The organism is Candidatus Hydrogenedentota bacterium (assembly GCA_012523015.1).
Classification (GTDB): domain Bacteria; phylum Hydrogenedentota; class Hydrogenedentia; order Hydrogenedentales; family CAITNO01; genus JAAYBJ01.
The window spans coordinates 1-22,610 of sequence record JAAYJI010000237.1 but is presented as its reverse complement, the minus strand read 5'-3'; the positions used below and the strand labels follow the sequence as shown (position 1 = coordinate 22,610).

Annotated in this window: 19 protein-coding genes; 9 read left to right on the top strand and 10 right to left on the bottom strand. The window is 51.6% G+C overall.

Annotated elements, in window-relative coordinates:
* Positions 1-86: 86 nt before the first annotated feature.
* The 6 genes from cysK to radA form a co-directional block, all read right to left on the bottom strand.
* A complete protein-coding gene (cysK, locus tag GX117_10340; protein ID NLO33736.1) occupies positions 87-974 on the bottom strand; it encodes a cysteine synthase A in 888 nt (295 codons plus the stop codon).
* A gap of 213 nt (positions 975-1,187) precedes the next feature.
* On the bottom strand, positions 1,188-2,885 hold the full coding sequence (locus GX117_10335; protein ID NLO33735.1) for a hypothetical protein: 1,698 nt from the start codon (positions 2,883-2,885) through the stop codon (positions 1,188-1,190).
* An 84-nt stretch (positions 2,886-2,969) separates the two neighbouring features.
* Positions 2,970-3,902, bottom strand: coding sequence for a dihydroorotate dehydrogenase (locus GX117_10330; GenBank protein NLO33734.1), 933 nt, complete (start codon positions 3,900-3,902; stop codon positions 2,970-2,972).
* Positions 3,899-4,699, bottom strand: a complete 801-nt coding sequence (locus GX117_10325) for a dihydroorotate dehydrogenase electron transfer subunit (protein ID NLO33733.1) — start codon at positions 4,697-4,699, stop codon at positions 3,899-3,901. Before GX117_10325 ends, GX117_10330 begins: the two co-directional genes overlap by 4 nt.
* Positions 4,696-5,781 (bottom strand): DNA integrity scanning protein DisA, encoded by a 1,086-nt coding sequence (disA, locus tag GX117_10320; GenBank protein NLO33732.1) that lies wholly within the window; start codon positions 5,779-5,781, stop codon positions 4,696-4,698. The genes GX117_10325 and disA overlap by 4 nt, the downstream gene beginning before the upstream one ends.
* 1 nt (position 5,782) lies before the next feature.
* The gene (radA, locus tag GX117_10315) at positions 5,783-7,144 is read right to left on the bottom strand and encodes a DNA repair protein RadA (protein ID NLO33731.1); all 1,362 of its coding nucleotides are present in this window, start codon (positions 7,142-7,144) and stop codon (positions 5,783-5,785) included.
* 346 nt (positions 7,145-7,490) lie between these two features.
* Between radA and GX117_10310 the strand changes: the two genes are divergently transcribed.
* Positions 7,491-8,915, top strand: coding sequence for a hypothetical protein (locus tag GX117_10310; GenBank protein NLO33730.1), 1,425 nt, complete (start codon positions 7,491-7,493; stop codon positions 8,913-8,915).
* Positions 8,916-8,948: 33 nt separating this feature from the next.
* Here GX117_10310 and GX117_10305 read toward each other — a convergent pair whose 3' ends face one another.
* Positions 8,949-10,190 carry a ThuA domain-containing protein gene (locus GX117_10305; GenBank protein NLO33729.1) on the bottom strand — a complete coding sequence of 414 codons (1,242 nt, stop codon included), beginning with the start codon at positions 10,188-10,190 and terminating at the stop codon, positions 8,949-8,951.
* Entirely contained in the window at positions 10,183-11,892 is a 1,710-nt protein-coding gene (locus GX117_10300; GenBank protein NLO33728.1) for an SUMF1/EgtB/PvdO family nonheme iron enzyme, read from the bottom strand. The genes GX117_10305 and GX117_10300 overlap by 8 nt, the downstream gene beginning before the upstream one ends.
* A gap of 258 nt (positions 11,893-12,150) precedes the next feature.
* Between GX117_10300 and lgt the strand changes: the two genes are divergently transcribed.
* Positions 12,151-13,005 (top strand): prolipoprotein diacylglyceryl transferase, encoded by an 855-nt coding sequence (gene lgt / locus GX117_10295; protein NLO33727.1) that lies wholly within the window; start codon positions 12,151-12,153, stop codon positions 13,003-13,005.
* 37 nt (positions 13,006-13,042) lie between these two features.
* Here the strand turns inward: lgt and GX117_10290 are convergent, their stop codons facing one another.
* Together GX117_10290 and GX117_10285 are read right to left on the bottom strand one after the other, a co-directional pair.
* A complete protein-coding gene (locus GX117_10290) occupies positions 13,043-13,981 on the bottom strand; it encodes a hypothetical protein (GenBank protein ID NLO33726.1) in 939 nt (312 codons plus the stop codon).
* A gap of 23 nt (positions 13,982-14,004) precedes the next feature.
* Entirely contained in the window at positions 14,005-14,397 is a 393-nt protein-coding gene (locus GX117_10285) for a hypothetical protein (GenBank protein NLO33725.1), read from the bottom strand.
* Between the two features lie 63 nt (positions 14,398-14,460).
* On the opposite strand from GX117_10285, the gene mtnA reads away from it, so the two are divergent.
* From mtnA to GX117_10250, 7 genes are all read left to right on the top strand, one after another.
* Positions 14,461-15,510 carry an S-methyl-5-thioribose-1-phosphate isomerase gene (gene mtnA, locus GX117_10280; GenBank protein NLO33724.1) on the top strand — a complete coding sequence of 350 codons (1,050 nt, stop codon included), beginning with the start codon at positions 14,461-14,463 and terminating at the stop codon, positions 15,508-15,510.
* Between the two features lie 252 nt (positions 15,511-15,762).
* Positions 15,763-16,803, top strand: coding sequence for a PhoH family protein (locus tag GX117_10275; GenBank protein NLO33723.1), 1,041 nt, complete (start codon positions 15,763-15,765; stop codon positions 16,801-16,803).
* 70 nt (positions 16,804-16,873) lie between these two features.
* Positions 16,874-18,304, top strand: a complete 1,431-nt coding sequence (locus GX117_10270) for a hypothetical protein (GenBank protein NLO33722.1) — start codon at positions 16,874-16,876, stop codon at positions 18,302-18,304.
* Positions 18,250-19,359 (top strand): HDIG domain-containing protein, encoded by a 1,110-nt coding sequence (locus GX117_10265; GenBank protein ID NLO33721.1) that lies wholly within the window; start codon positions 18,250-18,252, stop codon positions 19,357-19,359. Before GX117_10270 ends, GX117_10265 begins: the two co-directional genes overlap by 55 nt.
* A complete protein-coding gene (gene ybeY / locus GX117_10260) occupies positions 19,356-19,805 on the top strand; it encodes an rRNA maturation RNase YbeY (protein NLO33720.1) in 450 nt (149 codons plus the stop codon). Before GX117_10265 ends, ybeY begins: the two co-directional genes overlap by 4 nt.
* Positions 19,806-19,873: 68 nt before the next feature.
* Positions 19,874-21,337, top strand: coding sequence for an HlyC/CorC family transporter (locus GX117_10255; GenBank protein ID NLO33719.1), 1,464 nt, complete (start codon positions 19,874-19,876; stop codon positions 21,335-21,337).
* Between the two features lie 8 nt (positions 21,338-21,345).
* Positions 21,346-22,602: an HlyC/CorC family transporter gene (locus GX117_10250; GenBank protein NLO33718.1), complete on the top strand. Its 1,257-nt coding sequence runs from the start codon at positions 21,346-21,348 to the stop codon at positions 22,600-22,602.
* Positions 22,603-22,610 lie beyond the last annotated feature (8 nt).

Genomic DNA, 22,610 nt, shown 5'->3' with positions numbered 1-22,610 from the left:
ATCTACAATTAAAGATCCGCGTACAACATGTTTCGTGGCGTGCTCTGTACGCGGATCTATTGTTATGGCTATTTCAAAGCCTTTGATTACATCAAGGATGTGCTGAAGTACCGTTCTGCTCTGTCGGGTAAGATGCTGACAATCTTTCCGGGTATGCGCTTGGCGATTTGTTGGGCGGCCCATATGTTTGCGCCGGAGGAGATACCGACCAAAAGACCGTGTCGGGCTCCCAGTTCTCGGGTCGTATCAATGGCGTCTTGATCGGTCACTTCGATGACATCATCGACCAGCGATACATCAAGGACTGCAGGAATGAAGCCGTCTCCAATGCCTTGTATTTGGTGGAGTCCCGGTTCATGTCCCAAGAGTGCGGATACATTTTTGGGTTCCACCGCTATAACTTTAACATCAGGTTTGTGTTCTTTCAAGAACTTGCCCACTCCTTGCAGGGTTCCGCCGCTGCCCACGCCTGCCACGAAGCAAGCAATATCGCCGTCCATTTGCCGCCACAATTCACGGGCTGTTTGTTCATAGTGAACGCGTGGATTGTCAGGATTTTCGAATTGCTGTAAGATCACGACGCGGGGATCTTCCTGTTGTAATTGCACCACTTTATCAACTGATCCGGCAATGCTTAGTGCGGGGTCGGTAAGGGTCAATGTTGCGCCGAGAGCACGTATAAGTTTTTTGCGTTCTTCGCTCATGTTTTCAGGCATCACAATGTGAACGTTATATCCTTTGATACGTCCAACCAAAGCAATGCCAATGCCCGTGTTTCCGGAGGTGGGTTCTGTGATAATGGAATCTGGCTTGAGCAGTCCCGCCGCCTCGGCACCTTCAATCATAGAAAGCGCGACGCGGTCTTTGATGCTGCCGCCGGGATTTAAAAATTCCGCTTTGGCATAAACGGATTCTCCCTTCAAATGAATCATGGGCGTATTGCCGATTAAACTCAAGATCGTATCTGTGTACATGAAAATAATTCCTTATCTATACAGGTGTTGAGTTGTTTGTACGATGCCCTCTCTTTCACAGAAGTAAAGCACAGCGCCTCAACAGACCCGATTACTCGCGTGCTGATTCCGTTGTATAAGCCGGGAAAGTCCCTAGAAAACAAAAGTTGTATCAGGGAGGTTTTATAGGGATTATACAAGGTTGCCGTGTATTTTAACACAGTGCGTTATGATTTAAGGGATGCACAGTTTTCCCGCTCCGCCTATAGCGGCATTGACTACAACAGCGGCGGCGGCTTCCTGTGCTGATAAGTCTGTGTGTCTCTTTGCAAGGCGTGTATAGTGTGGCGTTTGTAAATACTGTCGCAACCCGTTTGCGATGCCTTCGTGCGCTCGGGCGCGGCACAAAACCACAACAGCGCCCGCCATGCCTGCACCGGTCAAGGACGCACCCAAGGCTCCTAGTTCACAAGCAGTATCTACCAATCGATCGAGTGCGGGATTGCCTGCCCCATACCAGCCGGGGCAGTGGGTAATAGGCAGTGCTGCCGCCGCCATTCTTTCGAGTGCAGTATTATCAAGGTTTATGGAGTAGGGACTCCCGTCCGGCCGGATAAGGCGGTCGGCGTCATGCCCCACGGTCATCAATTGCCCGGCTTCTTCGTAGTCGCCTCGTTCCAAGAGAAGCGGGAACTGTCGGGCACGGGCAGATTCTGTAATACCAAATAACAAGGGTCCGCGCAGGGGAATGTTTTGGGGACGTTTCTCCGGCGGCAGGGTCCCGAAATATTGGTGGTAGACAGAATCCAATTGAGGGAGAGCGTAGCGTTCGCGCAGCGCGTGGAGATTAATCCACTCGGGCACATTTCTCAAGAGTCTGTAGATAGCCGATGAGCCGCCCATTGCTTCGGGAGTGATTCGCGACAAGCGATCTAGGGTTTCCACTGTTGCCGCGTCCATGCCGGCGCGCAACAATTCTTCACGCAACACAGTGAGCGCCATGGAATAGGCAAAGCGGTTGATCGCATATTGAGCACGCTGTGCGCCGCTGAGATTGCGTGAGGTGTGGGAGTTTACAACGAGAAGGGACAAGTCTTCAGGGAACGGCAGATAGCGGACTTGGTCAAGACTAAAGTCTTGTGGATACAGGGCGGTATGCAACATGTGCGCGGGCCGCCCCATCAGAATGGCGGTCTGATCGCTCATACCCACCCGCGCTCCGGCATACCATTCCACATCTTGTTCCATGCAGACCAGTTGTTCAGTTGTGAAGGAGCGGTTAGAAAAGTCTGCGTAAGCGAGGAGCGCCGTAATACTCAATGCTGCGGAGGAGCTGAGCGCCGCCCCTTCGGGCAGATCGCCTGCCACCATAATTTTCAGGGCAGGGGGCGGAGCGTTATCATCTTTATAGGCAACACGTAAAGCGGCGCCTATACCATAATTTGTCCAGCCCCGCCCCGCTTTTTTCCGTCGTTCATCAACTTCTTCGCGTACGTCGGGCTGAGAAATAAAATCGAACCATGATGGTTTGGGGGCGACAGGCAGTGTTTCCTCTTCAAAGGACCATTGCATTTCATGAAAGGCGGCATTGGTATTGCTCAAGGTCGTAACAGCTGTATCGGATTTTGCGGCAAGGAGGATGACCTCACGGTGGTGGGTCATTAAATTTAAATAGCCGCCATGGGTATCAACGTGCATGCCGCGTAAATTAACGCGTCCGGGCGCACGATAAATCCTTACGGGAAGATCTCCATAACGATTTAGAAATGCTTCTAAGGTTTTGTACAGCAGCGCGACGCGCGCTGAAAGTCGTTCTTGGTCGAATCCGTAAATGGCGTTTAAGGCGGGAAGCTTCGAGGGGTCGGCGAGCCGTTGCAGCCACAGGGATACACTAGCTTCGTTGGCATCATAGTTTTTTTCAGCGGACATCATGAGGGCTTCCCCGACCCGACGTTAAATGATCGGTTTGCACACAGGAAGATACTTTCGCTTCAGAGCGGGCACGGGATAGATGAATCACAGACGCACCGTTCCAATCAAGTCATTAATATCGCTAATGCCTTGGCGTTCGCAATAGTGTTTGAGTCCCTCAACGATTCGTAAGGGGGCGTCGGGCTGTCTGAAAGTCATACTGCCTACGGCAACAGCCCGTGCGCCAGCCAACAGGAATTGGATCGCGTCTTCAGCGCTTGTGATACCGCCCATGCCCAGCACGGGTACGGTGACGGCGCGGCATACATCCCACACCATTTTGAGCGCTACGGGCCGTATCGCGGGGCCGCTCAGACCACCGACGATATTTCCCAGTCGGGGCCGCCGTGTTTCGGGGTCGATTGCCATGCCGAGTAAGGTATTGATCAGGGAGATGGCGTCGGCGCCGCCTTCTTGTGCCGCCAGTGCAGGCTCAACGACATCGGTAACATTCGGGGAAAGCTTGACGAATAAAGGCAGCGACGAAGCGGAGCGAATGGTACGCGTATATTCACGTACTTTATCGGGACACTGAGAAACCAGTGCGCCGCCACGTGCGTTGCGTGCGTCATGGACATTGGGACAGGATAGATTTGCCTCTAAAGCATCAGCCGCGCCTGCCGCCTCCAGCCGCCGTGCAAGCTCTGCATATTCATCCACCGTATGACCATAAATATTGGCGATGATGGTGCAGTTTTTTTCGCGTAGGAACGGGAGCTTTTCGTTGAGATAGACCTCCAGTCCAACATTCTGCAACCCGATGGCGTTCAGCATGCCCGCCGGGGTCTCATAAATACGGGGCGGCGGATTTCCCGCACGAGGGTTCAGGCTCAGACTTTTTACGGTTACCGCGCCGAGTTGTGACACATCAAAATAGGAGTCATATTCAGCGCCGTATCCGAATGTTCCCGATGCAACGGTGACCGGGTTTTTCATGAGCAGACCGCCAAGATCGACCTGAAGCTGTACTTCGCTCATGAGCGCATCCTTTCTTTCCAATCGATTTGCCGCGTATCAAATATAGGCCCTTCACGGCATACACGGACCATGCGTTGGGCTTCATCGTTAGCGGTGGTTTCTACGACGCAGCCCATGCAAACGCCGTCACCGCACGCCATTTCAGCTTCCAAGGAAGCATAGCAGATTGCGTTGCACTCGGTGCATACGTCATGGACGGCTGCCATCATGACCATGGGCCCACAACAATAAATGAGGGAATGTTCATCAGGTTCCAGTCTGCGCAGCGCGTCGGATGCAAAGCCTTTCATCCCTTCTGATCCATCGTCGGTGATGACTGTGACGGGGCAGCCCATGCGCGAGAAGTCTTTATACAGTAACACGGCGCTGCGGTTTCTTGCTGCAATAACAATTTCGGGGGTATAGCCCAATTCTTGCATAATTTGTTCCGCCAAAGCGGGGAAGGGGGCGATGCCAATACCGCCTGCTACCAAGATATAGCGTTCGTAGGCTTTGGGCAGGGGGAAGCCGTTGCCCAGAGGACCTTGCACACTGATGGTTGTGCCCGTTTGTATCTGGGCAAGAAGCCGTGTTCCTTCGCCCACCACTTTATAAAGAATGGAAATGGCGTCTTTATAAATATGTTCTATGGACATGGGGCGCCGTAAAAAAGGATACAATCCTTCGTGGATTTCGAGCATGCAGAATTGTCCGGGTGTTGCGATTTCGGCAATGGCAGGCGCGTGTAGAACCATGCGCTTGTACCCTGGCGCCAGCTCTTGGTGTGCAATGATTTCACAGTCCAGAATGAATTTCATAGAAATTCTCCAAATTTTCCCAGTTGATTCATATAAAGTGTAATGCCGCTTCGAATACGTTGTGCCATCACATCGCCGACGCCGTCCACTTCCACGAGTTTGTCCTTGCCGGCTGCGAGGATCTCGGGTAAGGAACCGAATTGTTCGACGAGATTATCGATGATATTGGCGGGCAGTCGATTGATGGCGTGTAGGAAATGGAAGCCTCTGGGCGTCAAATAAGAATCAACACTCTTGGGATTGGGTCCATAACCTAAGGCTTGACTGATGCATCCCAGATTCATCAATTCTTCATTCGTGAGCGCGGCGATACGATCCAATACGGTTTGTTCGGTGACGCCGGGTCGTTCGCGGTGGTAGTCGCGAATAACCCAAGCGACCTCTTTTAAAGGCTGCACCGTCTCTTGCAGATAGAGCTGCAACAAGCGTCCTTCTACGCCCAGCTCTACAATGATCGGTTCCATTTCTTTTTGGATGCGCAAGACCATTTCACCTCTTTGAAGAACCCGGCAAATATCGAAAATAGTAACGGCGTCATCCAACTCGCGTGTGGTGAGTTCCCGCATTATTTTGCGCAGCGTTTCCACGTATTTTTCTAAGGTTTGTAGGGTCTGCACCCCTTTGTTGATCAATGTTTGAATGGAATCAAGCACGTAATTGCGTCCGTGACAATAAAGGGTTACGGAGGAGCGGCGCCGCGACAAGGCTAGGACGACACATTTGGTTTGGTTGGCGAAACGATGGCCGATTCTGTGGCGCGTTCCCGTTTCAGTGCTTGGGTATCGGTCGGAAGGTTTTAAGAATCGGTTTGCATAGACAATGCGCGTTGCTTCTTCATTCAAAATGATAGGGCCATCCATCTTTGACAATTCATATAATAATTGCGGGGTCATTTCAGCGTCGAGCTTTACGCCGCCTTCGGAATGGCGGCTCAGACGAGTGGGATTGCCAATACAGATCAATGCGCCCATACGGGACTGCAGGATCGCCGAGATGGCTTCACGCATGGGCGTGCCCGGAGCGATCATTTTAAGAACTTCCTGAAAGCGTTCATCCTCATTCATTTTTTTGCGATTTGCCACATTAATTCTCCAATGCTATACGCAGTGCATCAGCCAGTTTAGACGCGGGCTCTAGGGTTGCCGCTTTGTCGGCGGCATCTCGGGTACAATTTGTGGGGAGCAGGCAGTGTGTAAATCCAAATTTGACGGCTTCACGGAGGCGCTGCCTGGAAGCGCTCACAGCGCGAATCTCGCCGGAAAGTCCTACTTCACCAAATACGATCATCTGTTGACCTGCGGCTTTGCCTAAAAGGCTGGAAGCCAGCGCAACGGCTACGGCAAGATCGGCGGCAGGTTCCTCGAGGCGGATGCCTCCCGCCACATTAACAAATACATCACGGTCAGAGAAGCGCAGCCCTGCATGTCTTTCAAGTACGGCTAAGAGCAAGGCGACTCGATTGGGGTTCACGCCGGTGACGGTGCGCCGCGGCGATCCTGCGTGGGCTTCGCTCACGAGCGCCTGCACTTCGACGAGGAGCGGGCGGGCGCCCTCCATGGCAGGAAATACGACGGAGCCGCTCACGCCCATAGGCCGTTCATTGAGAAACAAGGCACTTGGATTTTTGACTTCGGCAAGACCGGAGTCATGCATTTCAAAAACGCCGATTTCGTTGGTGGAGCCGAAGCGGTTTTTCACAGCGCGCAAGACACGGAGGGATTGACGTCCTTCTCCTTCAAAGTATAAAACCGTATCGACCAAGTGTTCAAGGAGACGCGGTCCGGCGATCACCCCTTCTTTGGTCACATGCCCCACGAGGACGATGGGTGTTTTCGTGGTTTTGGCAAGACGCATAAATTCATTGGCACATTCACGGACTTGGCCGACGGAGCCGGGGGCAGCCGCCAAGCGCGAGGTGTATACGGATTGAATGGAATCGACAACGATTAAAGCATATTTGCCGTTGTTGATGTGGGGCGCAATGGAGGATACATGGGTTTCTGTCAACATAAACAAGCGGTCGTGAAGCGCTTTGAGCCGGCTCGCCCGTAAGTGCGCCTGATCGAAAGATTCTTCACCGGAAACGTAGAGGACGGGACCTTCATGGGCCGCCACATGATGAGATACCTGCAGCATCAAGGTTGATTTTCCGATACCGGGATCACCGCCGACAAGACTGAGCGAACCGGGCACGATGCCGCCGCCCATAACGCGGTTGAACTCTTCCATACCGCCTGAAAAACGGATGGGCGTTTCATGTCCGGCTTGTGTGACGGGGATGGGATCTTCAAGGACTGCCATGGATGCACGGAGATGAGGCCCCTCTTCAGAGAGTTCTTCTTCGATGAGGCTGTTCCACGATTCACAGGCGACACATTTACCCGCCCATTTCGGATACACACTTCCACAGGTATCACAAATGAATCGGGTTTTCAATCGTGTCATCAGCGTTGGTTTTCCTATAGGTTGTTTTTGTTCGTGTCGGGTAAATTCATGATCGCGTGCACGGTACACACAGCCCCGCTGACAGCTGCGTCGGTGCAGGGTAATCATCCTATAAAGTGTAACGTAACCAATGCCGTAACAGCAACCGTCCGCTATTCTTGGTGTAGGATTCATGGGCAGAAGAAGCGTCTATGGGAAAGCGGGGCAGAGGAGGGCTCTTGTCATTTTGCGAATGGGGCGTAATAAAGCGTATTTTATAAAGGAATAGGATTTGATATAGGATCATAAGCACGCCTATATATTAGGTATAGAAAAACGTGGATCTTAGGCTTCGGAAAGGATAATCATGGCTAAAGGATTTCAATGGCTGCTTTGCGTTCTTGTAGTGATCTGTGCCGTTTCGGCTATGGCGGTTAGTCCCCGAGATTTTGGCGCCCTTGGCGATGGTATCGCAGATGATACCGAGGCACTGCAGCAGGCAGTCTTAAAAAGCGAAACGGGACGTGTGTATTTCCCCAAGGGTACGTATCGGATTACACAAAGCATCGACATAGCGCTGGCTGATCTCGGTCCGGTAAGTCTGGACGGAGCAGGCGGCGGTTCCCGGGTGGTGATGGCGGGAGCGGGTCCTGCTTTTCGCTTTATCGGCAATCATAAAGGGACTGCGTCGCCGCTATCTTTCGATCCCGAAGTATCGGAACAGGAACGTATGCCTTATGTGGGAAAGATTGAGATTGTGGGCGACCATCCGGAAGCGGAGGGTATCCAATTCACAGGCACCGTTCAATCGCTTATCGAGGGCACCCTCATACGCAATGTGCGGAATGGGCTTGTTTTTTCCGGGCGCAACCGGGACGTGATCATTACGGGCAGCCATATTTATAATTGCAGCGGTGTAGGAGTATTTTTCGATCATGTGAATTTGCATCAAGCCATTGTGGCAGATAATCATATTAGCTATTGTAAGCGCGGAGGCTTTTATCTGCTGGGTGGTGAAGTACGGAACGTGCAGATTACGGGCAATGATATAGAATACAATTACGACAAAGAAGAAGCCGTCTCCGCTGATCTGTGGATTGATGTGGCCGATGGTTCTGTCGAAGAAGGGACGATTGCCAGCAATACCATTCAGGCTGTTGTCAGTCCCGGCGGGGCGAATATCCGTTTTGAAGCGCCGGAAAAACCCGAAGAGCGCGGGCGTGCCGGGCTGTGGACGATTACGGGCAATCTTATCGGCAGTCAAAACACCAATATCCACCTGAAAAATGTGACAGGTGTATCGGTGTCGGGCAATCACATTTATACGGGTGCAGAGAATGCGATTCATCTTGAAGGGGCACGCCATATCGTTGTCTCCGGTAATTCCTTGGATCAAGATCACAACCGAGGCAAAGAGTTGAATAACGGTGTGCGCATGGAAAATTGCGACGGTATTTTGTTTCAAGCAAATCTCTTGAATGACGCCTGCGCCGGAGACGCCGAATCGGGCGGCGCCGTGTCTGTCCAAAATTGCCGGGAAGTACTCATTGCCAATTGCCAGATCTTTGAAGCGCGGCATCGCGGTGTCTATGTCGCCAATAGTAAGAACATCAGTGTAGCCGGATGTCAGGTGTTAGAGCGTAACGATAGGGCGGCTATGATCGCGCCCATCGTGATTGGTGAGGGCTGTTCCGCCGTCCAATTCCGTGACAATATGTATAGCGTGGGAAGAGAAGGCGGTATCCTCGTTTCGGATGAGACGGTGTTGAGCGGCAATATGGAGATCAACTGAGTGAGCCGTTAATAGAAAAGACAGTCCCGAATTTTAATGGGAAAGCAAGCCTGCCGCCCAGGCTATGCCCTGTTGGTATAAGCGCCGCGCTCCCGGGTTCTCGTAGACTGAGGCATCGTGACCCAAGAGGCAATGGAAGATGCGCGCTTGGTCATGGTCTACGATAAAGGCCATGGGGTACACCTTTTTATCAACCACTGAGGTGGATTCACACAGGACGGTGACGGGTGTCGTGCCGGTGAGGCAGGTGTACAATTCATCTTTAACCTCAAAGGCTTCCATCTGCGCTGTTACGGGATGTGTTGTATCCGTCATCCTGAGGGCGAAGGGGCCGTGGGGATCGTGCGCCGGCAGGTCGGGGCTGTATACGCGCCCGGCAATTCTTTCAAATCCCTTCCAGTTTTCAAAAGCGCCGCAACTAAAATGGGTCAGGGCGAGTCCTTTGCCCGAGTCAACATAGGCTTGTAAGCCTTCTTCGCAGCTGCGATGTAGCGGCAGTCTGTCTTCATAATTTTTAAAGTGAATCACGACAGCATCATAATGGCAGAGCAATGGTGACCCGAGCAGGGCAGGTGATTCTGTCACGGAGACTTCCAATCCGTCGACTTCCCTCAGTGCCGCCGCCAAGGCAGGCGCGGTGCTGCGCCACAGATGTCCCCAATAATCATCGCCGGTTACAATGACGACGCGTTTTGCGGCGGTGGCCGCGGGAGATCCCAATAACCATATTTGATTGTCCACGGCATCAGCACCTGTTTCTTTTTTGAAAGCAACACGCAGTCTTCCGTCGTGGACATACGGCTCGGTCAGGGGCAGCAAGAGGCGCGCCCAACTGGAGCGGTCCGCGTCAAAGGAGCAAGCCCGTACGGGCGGCAGCACGCATTCCTCAGCTGCCGACGAGGGAGCGGTGAAATAAACCGATTGGACACGATCTTTATTGTCTGCGTCCCACCAAGTAAAGCCCAACACGTACTGTTTATTTGGATCGAAGCCTTCAATTTCAAAAATGACTTGATCTGGATCTGCTGCTGCGGCAGCCAACGCCCCCTTTATGTTGGGAAAGATTCGGTCTTCGCCTGTAAGCTGCTTGAGGCTCAGTGCGCCGTCTCGGATTTCCTGATTCCCGGTACCGCAATCTAAATACAGGGCTATACGATGGTTCTGCGGCAGCATGAGATCATCAGACTGCAAAGCAACGCTTTCCTCTTGTGTCGCGGCGGACAAGGAAAGAACAAAAGAAATGGAACAAAGAAAAATCATTCGTGTTTTATTCATGGCGTTTTTCCTGCTTAGCGTTATATACACAACGAAAGCCAAGGGTGCGGAGCCGCGCATTCGCAAAAAAACCGCGACGCGCTGTGGTGGTTAATTCATCGATATCCGATTCGTAGCAGCCGCCGCGCACCACTTTTCTCGGTCCATCGTCTGGATCGGGCTGCGCTTGCTGCGTGTGGGTATAGGGTCCAAAGCTATCTAAAAGCCACTCATAGACATTGCCTGCCATATCGAAGAGTCCTTCGGGCGTTTGGCCGTCTTCGTGCATGGATACAATGCTGGGCATACCCAAATTATTTCTGTAGTTGCAGCGCATGGCATCAGGGGGAAGGCTGCCCCAAGGATATTTTCGGTTTGCTTGTCCCCGTGCCGCAAATTCCCATTGGCGTTCTGTGGGCAGGCTCTTGCCCGCCCAAGAGGCATAGGTCAAGGCTTCTTCCCATGAAATACCCACGACAGGTTGTTCTGCGCCATTGAGCTGGTTATCCCGCCAATAGCGAGGTTCGGGAGCGCCCACGTCATCAAGAAACTTTTTATATTCGCCGACGGTGACAGGGTGAATATCCATCCAAAATGGATCCACGTGTACTTCCGCTTCCGGAGCTTCTTCAAAGACCTTGTTGTTTCCCATGAGAAAACTGCCGCCGGAGAAAAAGACCATGGATTCCATAGACGTGCCTTGTGCAGCCACAGTCTCGTAGTGCTGCCGCGCGGCAACGGTGAAGGCACAGTCGTAGGCTTGCTTGAGCGCGTTAAAGAAATCCATAGCCGATTGCCATCGATCTTTTTTATCGGGGAGCACGGATTTCGCGACTACGTCCAAAATCTCTTGGGGTACATCGTCCCGTTTGATCGGCAGTTCAGGCGCATATTCGTAGGGAGTCCTTAAATAAAGTAATTCACGCAGAACGAGGCCCAAGCTGTAAATATCGGTTCGAGCGTCCACAGAATCGGCGTGCTGCTGTTCCGGAGCCGCGTAGGCTTCTGTGCCGGTGACGGTACGTTGGTGCTTTGTGGAACGGGTCAGCGCTTGTTGTTCTGTTTCTTTTTCTTCGAGTACTTTGGCAACACCGAAATCTAAGACTTTCACTTGTTCATTGGGAAGGAGCATAATATTTTCCGGCTTGATATCCCGGTGCACGACCAGACGATGGGCATAGTCCAGAGCGCTTAAGACTTGCAGGCCGATGGCTATGGCGAGGCGGGGGCGGAGATACTTCCTTGCAATACGATATTCTTTAAGGAAGTCGCGCAGCGATTTTCCTTTCAAATATTCCATGGACAAAAAGAGGATGCCGTCTGTGGTGTAACTAATATCGTGGACGGCAACGATATTATCATGACGCAGGCGTCGCGCTATCTGAGCCTCTTGTAAAAACATGTAGCGCCATTTTTTCGTGCGCAGGATATCGCCGCGCAAAAACTTTAAGGCCACTTCTTCTTTCACGAGAATATCTTCCGCCAGATAGACGCCGCCCATGCCGCCCCTGCCTATAAAAGAGCGGATAATATATCGGCTTGCAATGGTTTCCCCTTCGCGAAAGGATAGGGTGGCGGAATCGATAGACACCGCGCCGGAGGGCACGACAATAGGCCCGCCGCAGTTCAGGCAATTCCCTGTACGTCCCTGAACCGAAGAGGGTACCGTGATTTCCAATCCACAGGTGGTGCATCGGACAACGATCATAGCATTATTTTTCAAGTTCGCCTCAAATCAATTCGTTGATAGATGTTCTGCAGTCAAGGTGATTATACACGTCTTCCACCGCGTGCATCGCCTTGGTCTGCGAAATCATAGCCTCCTATCTATTGTAACCTGTTCATTTTGTATGTGCCAAATTGCGGTTCCTCTTAGAATCAATACTTCTTAACCTTATAACTTGAAAGGGAATTTTGTTATAATCCCTTGTATCTTCTCGAAAATCCGCCTTTCCATTCTCAAATAACAGAAAGTGAAACCATGTATCCAAAATTTTTCAGTACGGGAGAATTGCATTTTCATTCCTATACTGTAATGATGACCATCGCCTTTCTCGTGGGAACCATCGGACCTATCTGGCTCAACCGAAGACGTGAAAAACCCTATTCAGCGACGCCGGCAGGTGGTATCTGGATCTTTTTAGGCGGTATCTTAGGGGCTAAAATTTGGTGGGCGATTCAATATGGCGGCGCTGATGATTGGCGGTATCTTCAATTTATTGTCCATGGCGGTCTGGTCTTTTTTGGCGGACTTTTTGGCGGTATTGTTGCCGGTATCATTTATTTGCGCTTACACAAGATCCCGATTATTTCCGGAGCCGATATGGTAGCGCCTTTTATGGCACTTGCTCATGGGATAGGCAGAATCGGATGCTTTTTAAATGGTTGCTGTTGGGGCGCTGTGACCCGATTTTCGTATCCTTGGGCGGTACGGTTTCCGAAGGGTTCCAGTTGCTACAGATCCCATATCAGGGAAAATCTCATCACCCGGGATGATCTGTTTTCTCTGCCCGTGCATCCGACGCAAATTTATGAAACGCTAGGCAATTTTATAATTTTCGTCATATTGCTGATCATTTATAAAAAACGCAAACATACGGGCGTGGTGACGCTCAGTTATCTGATGCTTTATGGTTTGCTGCGCTTTATAACAGAAATATTCAGAGGCGAAAGTGCGCGCCCCTTCTTTGGGCTTTTTACCGTTTCCCAGATCGTTGCCCTATCCCTATTGACAGTGGGGATACTCTTGTACGCAATTTGTTCGCAATGGGTTTGGAAGAAAGAACCGGCACCGGTCGCGTCTTCTGAAGAAACGACTGATTCCACCGAACAATAAGAGTGCGCATCACGCTTCTTATCCTTATGGAGCATGGTCAGAGCAGACTGGTCTGGCGCGGCGCATCTGGAATCAAGCCCGCTTTTACGTCTGCCGCCAATTGAGCCAGCGTATTAAAAGGCGCTGCATGGCTTTGCAGGGCATCCGGCAAGGCGTCAATTGGATACACTAAAAGGGCTTTGCCTTGCCGCAAGGCGTGGCGTGTTGTGGAGATGCTGCCTCCTTTTTTGCCGGGTTCTACGACGCATACAAAGTGGGATTGCGCCGCGATAAGCGCGTTTCTGGCAAGCGCCGCATAGCCTTGCCACGGTGCGTAAGGCAAATATTCACTGACCAGCAGCAACCGACCTTCCTCTTTGGCTTGTTTCCATTTGCGCGATAGGGAGTAGGTCATAATGCCCTGGGGCAGGAATACAATGGTGCTGCCCCCCTTGGTGATTGCCTGTTCGTGGGCGGCACGATCTACGCCGACTGCGCCGCCGCTCGCAACGACCAGACCTGCGTTAACGATAATGTTTGCGGCACTGTGGGCGGCACGGATACCTCTTGCGGAAGGATAGCGCGTTCCTACGACGGCTCCGCCGGCATGGTTCAGGAGTTCCTTGTTGCCCGACAAGAAGAGCAGGGGCGGGGCATTGTTCTCCAGATGGGTTGACAGCAAGGGGGGATAATCTTCGTCCATAATCGTCATTGGAAAGACGCTGCCATCTTGTATTTCTTCTAGGTAGGATGCCGCTTCAGCGAGGGTGCTCGGCAGGGCTTCCGGTATGTCGATGAATTGGCTTCCCATTTCCGGTATGGCGCTTCGCAGCTCCTTCGCCGAAAGTTTGGTGAGCGCAGCGGGCTGCAGACCGTAGCCTTTGAGAAGCCCCAAAAACTGATGGACACTTTTGTTGCCCATGCCATGAATCAGTTTTAACGCCACTATAGACTGTACGGTCTCGTGATATTCGTTGTGCGTTGATGCTGCCGCCACCGTGTACTCCCTTTTATGCTTGGTTATCGTCTGTGGCGCGGTTTGGCGAAGTTCCAATCTCGTCGATACCGCAATCGTGCGGAAGGGCCGCGGCGATAGTGCATGTCTACACCGACCCCTTGTTTTCCGCCGACGCTAACTTTCGGTCTGCCCGATTCATCGTGGCTAATCACCATGGGTCCCAGCTGTTTGGTTTCTTCAAGCTGTTCTTGTGTCGGCGCGCTGCGGCGATTGTGTCTCGGTTCGCTACGCATCTGCCTTTTCCAATTGTTGCTAAAAACAGGATGATTATGGGTGGTGGATGCACAGCCCGCGGACAGTGCTATCGCTGCCAGAAAAGAATAGGTGCAAAAGCGGCGTATCTTGACGTTGAGCGGATACACTGCTTGGGTGTCATCGGAGCAACGTGGTACCATACAGCATTCCATGGGCTTTGTTGTGCGATCCTGTTGTATTCGTTTAATCTTGGACTTCATCTTATGATACCTGTTCAACCCATTCAATGGGACTCATCTCAATTATACATTATAGACCAAACGGAGCTGCCCTTACAGACGCTTGTTGTGGAATTGTCGACGGTGGAAGCCGTGTGGGAGGCTATCAAAAGCCTGCGCGTTCGCGGCGCGCCTGCCATCGGTGTCTGTGCCGCCTATGGGGTGCTTATTGGTCTTCGCAGTTACCGCGACGGGACTGCGGAAGCATTTCGCGCCAGAGCGGAGCATTGCTTTCGCTATCTCGCCACGGCGCGACCCACAGCGGTCAATCTCTTTTATGCGTTAGACTGTATGAAAGCGGTGTTGGACAGGATGCCGCCGGAAAGCAGTGCTGAGGCATGTTATACGGCGCTGGAAAAAGAAGCGGCTGCTCAATATGACGCTGACCTTGCCATGTGCCAAGCAATCGGTGCGCATGGAGCGGCACTCATCAAGGACGGCATGGGCATATTGACCCATTGCAACGCCGGCGGCCTCGCCACCACGGGTTATGGCACGGCTCTGGCGCCGCTCTATACGGCTTTTGCGCAAGGACGCCGTTTTAAGGTTTATGCCGATGAGACGCGGCCGCTGCTGCAGGGGGCACGGTTGACGGTGTGGGAACTGGAAAATGCAGGTATTGATGTCACGCTTATTTGCGACAATATGGCAGCTGTGGTTATGCGTGATGGAATGGTGGACGCCGTCGTGGTCGGTGCCGACCGTATTGCTGCCAACGGAGACACGGCGAATAAAATTGGTACCTATGGAGTTGCTGCCCTAGCCCATCTCCACAACATCCCTTTTTATATTGCTGCACCGGCATCAACCTTTGATATGAGCGCTGCTTCAGGCGCTGACATTCCCATTGAGATGCGCGACGCCGATGAAATACGCCGTTTCGGAACGCTTCAGACAGCCCCGGAAAGCGTGAAGACCTACAATCCTGCCTTTGATGTGACGCCAAACACTTATATCACTGCCTTTATCACAGATCGGGGCGTGATTTACCCTCCCTATGATCGGAGCCTTTCCGCCTTTACGAAAAACCCTTAATTTTGTAAAAAGCTTGCTGTTTTTGTCGGATTCCTTTACAATAATGGTGTTGGGCGCACCGGTGCCCTCAGATGCGTATTTAAAAACGGTTGTTTATAACCGGACACCGGTTCTTGTTGCGTCTTACATAAAATATGCGTTACAGAAACAAGCGTTCCCTTTATAAACCGGAGCGCCAACACAATGGAGGCGTTTTTTCGTTAGCCGCGGTCACGTCCTATGGATTTCTCATAGCGGCCCTTATAAAATACTATGAATACAGACTTCAATTTTGAGTTTGAACTTAATAATCATGAAGAATCACTGCGCCTATTTGGTCACAATGGCGCCATTCGGAGGTTCATTCAATCGCGGACACAAGTGAAGATTGTCGATCGTGGCGCGAAAGTTATTGTTATTGGTCAGCGCGATACGGCGGCGGTTGTCTGTCAGATGTTGCAGGACATGCTTACTGCCCTTCGTCAAGGGGCGCAGCTTACACTAAAAGACTTTGAGCACGCCCTTGAATCGGGTTCTGCAGGGGAACCGGAAAGTCTGTTAGCGCCGCCGCCTGCCGCCATTCGGCATGAACTGAATATTCGACCCCGCACTTCGGGTCAGAAACGCTATCTCGACACGATCACCTCCTATGAAATCACTGTCGCCATCGGTCCTGCCGGCACGGGGAAAACCTATCTTGCCATGGCGGTAGCCGTGTCTGCGCTGTTGAACCGTCAAGTAGGCCGTTTGATCTTGACGCGGCCTGCCGTGGAGGCAGGCGAGCGATTGGGCTTCTTGCCCGGCGACATCGTGGAAAAAGTTAATCCCTATCTCCGTCCCTTGTACGATGCCCTCTATTCCATGGTGGATCTCGAGCGAGTCACCCGTTTGATCGATCAGGAATGTATCGAAGTAGCGCCGCTGGCGTTTATGCGCGGGCGCACCTTGGACAATGCTTTTATTATTCTGGATGAGGCGCAAAATACTACGGTCGAACAGATGCTCATGTTTTTGACCCGTCTCGGCCGTGGTTCTCGGATGATTGTAACGGGCGATGTTACGCAGATTGATCTGCCGCCCGGTGTGCGATCGGGTCTGACCGATGCGCGGGACGTGTTAAAAAATATTAAGGAGATCGGCAACGTTCTGCTCGGTCAAGAGGATGTGGTACGCAATCCTTTGGTCAAGCAAATTGTACAAGCCTATGAACACTCAGGTAAATCAAGTGTGGGCGCCTTAAACCGTGTAGATCATAATGAGCCCCCTTCCGATGTGGATGCGTATCCGACAGAAAAGATTCAATCCGGTTCATAAGAGCGTTCACTTTATATGGGATCAACATGAGTTTGCTACCGGGAGTTAATCGTTATACAATGCCATGATTATGGGAAAAAACACACATATCCCTTCACCTATGCACGACAATGAAGGCTTGAGAAATCGCTATTTTCAGAAAGCGACGCTCCTTCCCCGATTGAAGCAATTGCTGTTTGTTGCGTTTCTTTTCATCGTTTGCGTTGCGGCGCTGACGCGTGAACCCGTTATTGACGTGGTGACTTCTGCCGATTTCGACCGGCCTGTAGCGAATCGTGAAATTCGTGCGACCTTCTATTTTGAATCCGTCGACTTGGCGCGGACCCAAGAGGCGAAGGATCAAGAAATTGCCAAAGTACCCAATTATTATCGGATCAATCAATCTATTTTCCAACAACAAATAGCGCTTCTTCGGGGAAAGATCGAAAAGATTGAAGGGGAGCGTTTGGGCGTATCTGCGGCCATCTTAAAAGCGTTGGAAGCGTCTGTTAAAAGTCAGCCGGTAGACGCGGTTGTTGCTAAAGCCGTATCAGCTTATGTGGCAGGCTTAAAAGAGCAGGAAGCATGGCAGGAATTTCCGGAACAGGATTTGCTGGCGTTGTGGCTGACGCCGGACGCGTCGGGGCTGCCGACCCGTGTTTTTGTGCAAGACCAAAATGATGAAGATAGCGATGCCCCCGCCACTGCGCGGCTCTTTGCTTCTGAATCTGATTTAAGCTTTAAAAAAAGTGATCTCATGGCGGAATTGGCCGTGGACGGGCTGGAACAAATCCTGATGACCGGCGTTCGCGCCGGCGGCCTTTTAACGGCTAAAGCGGCGGAGCATATCGTGATTGTGCGGACGCAAGCCGTCGACGATCCCGCTTCCACAACCGATTTGACGCTGCAGGAAGTACCTGATCCGGAAACGGCTGTAGTGAATATGAACAAATGGCTTGTGGGGAAAGCGCAGCCCTCCACACGAGAGGGGTCTTCCGTGGATCGTTGGGCACGTATTCAAGAAGGGGCGTTGGCATTGGCTGCGCCGCTGGTCGTGCCCGATCTTCAAGAGGATGTGCTCTCCACTGAAACAGCGCGGATCCGTGCCGCCGAGACGGTACAACCTGTGTTAAAAGAAATTGAGGCAGGGGAGATTATTCAGGATCGCGGCAAACGGTGGACCCGGCAAAGCCGGTCTGACGTGCAAAGCTATATGGATATTTTGTCCAGTGAAGAGCATCCCGTCAAAAAGTTGATGAATACCTTGACCGCACATTTCATTCTGGTGTTGCTGGTCTTTTGGGCCATTTATAAGCGTATGCATTTCATAAAAGAAAAGAGTCCCGTCTCCGCGCAAACTGCTTTTAATCTCGCGCTGCTCTTGCTCACGTCCACCTTGCTTGTTGGCAGGTTCTTGTCGTATTTTGAGCCAACAGGTTATGTGCTGCCCGTGGCGGCGGCGGTATTTTGTATGCTATCCTGGCAGGGCCTCAGCGTGCTTCTTTCTTTGGCGTGCTCATGACCGCCTTGGTTTCCGCGCAATACCAATACAATTGGCGTTTACTCTTGGTGGCGGGCGCCATGACTGTGGCGGGTATATTTACCACGGATAGGGTGCGTAAGCGAAGCGATATGACGGCGGCGTCGCTCGTGGCGACGGTGGTCGGTATCCTTGCGCTCGGCGCGGCGGTCCTTGCGACTGATACGCTCTTTACCGAGACCTTTGTGAGACGCATTTTCATGGTGCTCTTCAACGGCTTTTTATGTATTTTGACCGTGCCCGCTTTGCTCCCATGGCTGGAGCGGCTCTTTCACATTACCACAGATATTCAGCTCTTAGAATACAGCGACCTCAACAACCCTGTTCTCCGGCAGCTTGCGGTTACGGCGCCGGCCACCTTCGCGCATAGCCTGCAATTGGGGCAATTGGCGGAAGTGGCGGCTGATGCTGTGGGCGCCAACGGTCTCTTGGCACGGGTCTGCGCCTATTATCATGATATTGGTAAACAATTTAAACCGGAAATGTTTACGGAAAACCAAAGCACAGCACAAAATATTCATGACAGCCTGTCGCCTCAGGTTAGCGCGCGGATCATACGGCAGCACGTTATTGACGGTGTAAAGCTTGCGAAAGAGAGGAATTTGCCGCAGCCTATTATCAACGGTATCTTAGAGCATCACGGCACCTGCAAAATCAGTTTCTTTTATGAAAAGGCCTTGGCTGAGGGTAATACCGATGATATTGACGAGAACGAATTTCGTTATCCCGGACCGAGACCGCAGCGGCCGGAAACGGCTATTTTGATGATTTGTGACGGTTCTGAATCGGGCGTGCGTAGTCTTGACCAACCCGACTTCGAAGCGGTCAGTCAGTTTGTGGGTAAAATCATTCGCGCCCGTTCGGAAGACAATCAATTTGAAAACTGCGATCTGACGCTCAAACAATTGACGCGTATCCGAGATACCAAAGCAAACGCGCTGATGAGTACCATGCACCGCCGCATTGTTTATCCGGACCAGACCGCTCGGCCTGAATCCGACATGACTTCCCTAAAAACGGAAGGGTCCTCTTCATGATACATTTAGATATCCGCAATCAATCGAAAATAAAGCGTTTAATCAGCCGTGGCCGCCTCGAAAAGTTGGCGGAAAAGATTTGCGCAGGTGAAGGCGTGAGGAAAGAGGCGGAATTGAGCCTGCTCTTTTGTGATGATTCTTTTATCAAGGAATTAAATGCTCAGTATCGTAACCGCGACGAGGCTACTGATGTGCTGTCTTTTGTGCAAGAAAAGACGGGCAAGGAGCCCTATACGATATTAGGCGATATTGTCATATCCTTGGAGACGGTGGAGCGTTATTGCGGCGGCGACCGTGATGCCATGCGGACGGAGACACTCCTGTTGTTTTGCCACGGACTGCTCCATTTGCTCGGTTATGAACACGGCAATGAGGCGGATAAAATCAAGATGCAGATGAAACAAGCCCATTATCTTGATCTGAAATTAGAAAACGTATGGCACTGATGTTATAATATTTTCATGGAAACGAAATTTTATCGTGTTGTTTAGGTTGACAGGAGCACAGGACACTGTTGGAAGATGACCCTGGCGGAGAGTCGCCTCGAATATCTCTAAAACATATGCTTCTTTGGGGAGGGCGCGTCGCTTTTGCGGGAAGCGTGGCTGCAGTGGCGTATAGTACGCTCGCATCCACCGTATCCGCCTCAGCAATGCATGAATCAGGCGCAGAACCTTGGTATCAGATTCTGACGCCGGGAATTCTTGTCTTGGCGCTTGTCCTCGGAGGCTTTTCCGCTTTCTTTTCTGCGAGCGAAGTGGCGTTTCTATCGTTGAATAAGGTGGAGCTTCGCGCCATGCACGCTTCGGGCCGGGGCCTTCAATTTCTTGCCGCCCATTTGATGCGGCGGCCCGGCAGCCTGCTCACCACCATATTGATGGGGAATACCTTTGTCAATATTATGTTGAGTATCGTCTTCGTGAAACCCTTGGCATCCGTATTCCAATCAACCTTCCAATTTCATCTGCCCCAAGCCCTTGCAATCGCTGTTATCCTGACAACGGCGCTGATCTTATTCTTTTGTGAAATACTGCCGAAGGTCTTCGCCACTACCTGCCCGAGGCTCCTGGCCGTGAGTGCATCGGTGCCCATGTACGTGATCGACTGGATCATCATGCCTTTCCGATACGTGGCGATGCTCTTGGTGAATTTTATGTTTAAGATTACGCGGCTAGCAGAGGTTAAAGCCGCGCCTTTCCTCACAGACGAAGAATTTTTATCGCTCGTATCCGATGGCGAGGCTTCCGGAATCATTGAGGAAGAAGAGCGGCAGATGATTAAGGGGATTTTAGAATTCGATGCTGTGACGCTGGAAGAGATTCTGATTCCGCGGCCGGATATCGTGGGCATTTCAGAAACTGCGACTATTGCGGAAGCCCTCGAAACGGTAAGGCGTTATGAATTTGCCCGTATGCCCGTGTTCTTAGAGGATCTGGATCATATCAGCGGAATCTTGTATGCGAAAGACCTGTTGCCTGTCATGGAAAAAGGAGCCATGGATGATTTGGTGCGTTCTTATATGCGCCCGCCTCATTTTATCCCCGCCACCATGAGCGTAGGCGACTTTGTGAAGACCGCCCAAAAATCGCGGATTCATATATCCATCGTTGTCGATGAATTTGGCGGAACCGAAGGGCTTGTCACGCTGCAAGATGCGTTACGGGAAGTGGTGGGCGATATAGGCGAAGAAGATGATATGGATCTACCCTTGTGTGAAGAGATTGCGCCCCGAGAATGGATCATGGCGGGTAACTATCCCCTAGATGAATTTGAAGAACTGACGGGCATCGAATCAGGCGATGAGGAGCACACGACTGTGGGCGGCTTTCTCATGACCCTATCCGATAAAATTCTGGAGCCCGGTGATGAACTTAATTTCTCTAGACTCCATTTTTATGTTAAAGAAGTAGAAGGAAAACGGATTACGCAAGTATTGATTAAAGAAATGCCGGAACCTGCAACCGAGGAGAAGGACTAGTTACACTCATGGCTGCTTTGTTCATATTTCTAGTATCCATTCTCTTTTGCGCTTTCTTTGCGGGCTATGAAACCGGTTTTGTATCGGCCAATCTTTTCCGCATCCGTCACCTTGCTGAAAAAGAACAGAACACACGCGCTATTCGACTGGCTCAGCGCTACGAAAACCCCAATCGCTTGATTACCATGCTCTTGGTGGGCACGAACTTGAGTATGGTCATCGGCACCACCGCGCTGACCCATTCTGTGGGAGCTGCTGCGGCATCGTTTATTGCTACGCCTGCCTTTTTAATCTTCGCCGAGATTATGCCGAAAAGTGTCTTTCGTCATTTCCCGACCCGTCTCGCGTTGGCACTTTTCCCTGTGGTTCGTTTTTTCGAAGGCTTCTTTTCGCCCATTATCATTCCTATTGCGTGGCTGTCGCAAGGTTTCCTCAGGCTGGTAAAACAAAATGCAAGAGGTTTGCGTATGCTCCTCGCGTCGTTGGATGACGTGCGTGTGTTGGTAGATGAAAGCCATGATCAGGGCACTTTGGATCCTTACGAACATGAACTCATTCATTCTGTTTTTGATTTACAAACCCATGCGGCGAAAGAGGTCATGGTGCCGCGTATACGCATCCTTGCCGTTCCTGAAACGGCGACACGAAGCGAACTGACGCGGCTTTTTATTGAGGGAGGGCAAACGCGGCTGCCCGTATATAGAGGGTCCATCGACCAAGTAATCGGTATTGTAAATGCTTTCGATCTTATCAAGGATGTTGATCCGGAAAACCAGGATATTGAGCACTTTATCCGGCCTGTGCTGCATGTTCCCGATACGATGAAGCTGGACGATGTGTTGAATACCATGCGCCGTGCCCGCCAGTCTATGGCGATTGTCACCGATGAGTACGGGGGAACAGACGGGCTTATCACGGTGGAAGATATTCTGGAAGAGATCTTCGGTGAAATCCATGATGAATACGATGTGCTGACCACACAAATTCGTAAGGTCGGGCCCCGCGCCTTTATCATTGATGCCCGTACGCCGCTCGATGAGTTTACAAAGGCGGTTCCGTTGCAGGTGGAGCCTTTGGACGTGGAAACGGTGGGCGGATGGGTGAACCATGTGGCGGGACATATCCCCACGATGGGAGAGGTAATCCATACACCTAATTTCCGTATTCTTGTCTTGGAAGGGGCTCCCACCCATGTCACCACGATCCGCCTTGAACTGGCGGATCAACCTGCCCCGTCGGCGGAGAACACAAAAGACAAGGAATAACATTTTGT

Coding starts and splice junctions, on each gene's coding strand:
- cysK (NLO33736.1), bottom strand. CDS start 974: ATGTACACAGATACGATCTTGAGTTTAATCGGCAATACGCCCATGATT.
- GX117_10335 (NLO33735.1), bottom strand. CDS start 2,885: ATGATGTCCGCTGAAAAAAACTATGATGCCAACGAAGCTAGTGTATCC.
- GX117_10330 (NLO33734.1), bottom strand. CDS start 3,902: ATGAGCGAAGTACAGCTTCAGGTCGATCTTGGCGGTCTGCTCATGAAA.
- GX117_10325 (NLO33733.1), bottom strand. CDS start 4,699: ATGAAATTCATTCTGGACTGTGAAATCATTGCACACCAAGAGCTGGCG.
- radA (NLO33731.1), bottom strand. CDS start 7,144: ATGACACGATTGAAAACCCGATTCATTTGTGATACCTGTGGAAGTGTG.
- GX117_10310 (NLO33730.1), top strand. CDS start 7,491: ATGGCTAAAGGATTTCAATGGCTGCTTTGCGTTCTTGTAGTGATCTGT.
- GX117_10305 (NLO33729.1), bottom strand. CDS start 10,190: ATGAATAAAACACGAATGATTTTTCTTTGTTCCATTTCTTTTGTTCTT.
- lgt (NLO33727.1), top strand. CDS start 12,151: ATGTATCCAAAATTTTTCAGTACGGGAGAATTGCATTTTCATTCCTAT.
- GX117_10285 (NLO33725.1), bottom strand. CDS start 14,397: ATGGTACCACGTTGCTCCGATGACACCCAAGCAGTGTATCCGCTCAAC.
- mtnA (NLO33724.1), top strand. CDS start 14,461: ATGATACCTGTTCAACCCATTCAATGGGACTCATCTCAATTATACATT.
- GX117_10275 (NLO33723.1), top strand. CDS start 15,763: ATGAATACAGACTTCAATTTTGAGTTTGAACTTAATAATCATGAAGAA.
- GX117_10270 (NLO33722.1), top strand. CDS start 16,874: ATGGGAAAAAACACACATATCCCTTCACCTATGCACGACAATGAAGGC.
- ybeY (NLO33720.1), top strand. CDS start 19,356: ATGATACATTTAGATATCCGCAATCAATCGAAAATAAAGCGTTTAATC.
- GX117_10250 (NLO33718.1), top strand. CDS start 21,346: ATGGCTGCTTTGTTCATATTTCTAGTATCCATTCTCTTTTGCGCTTTC.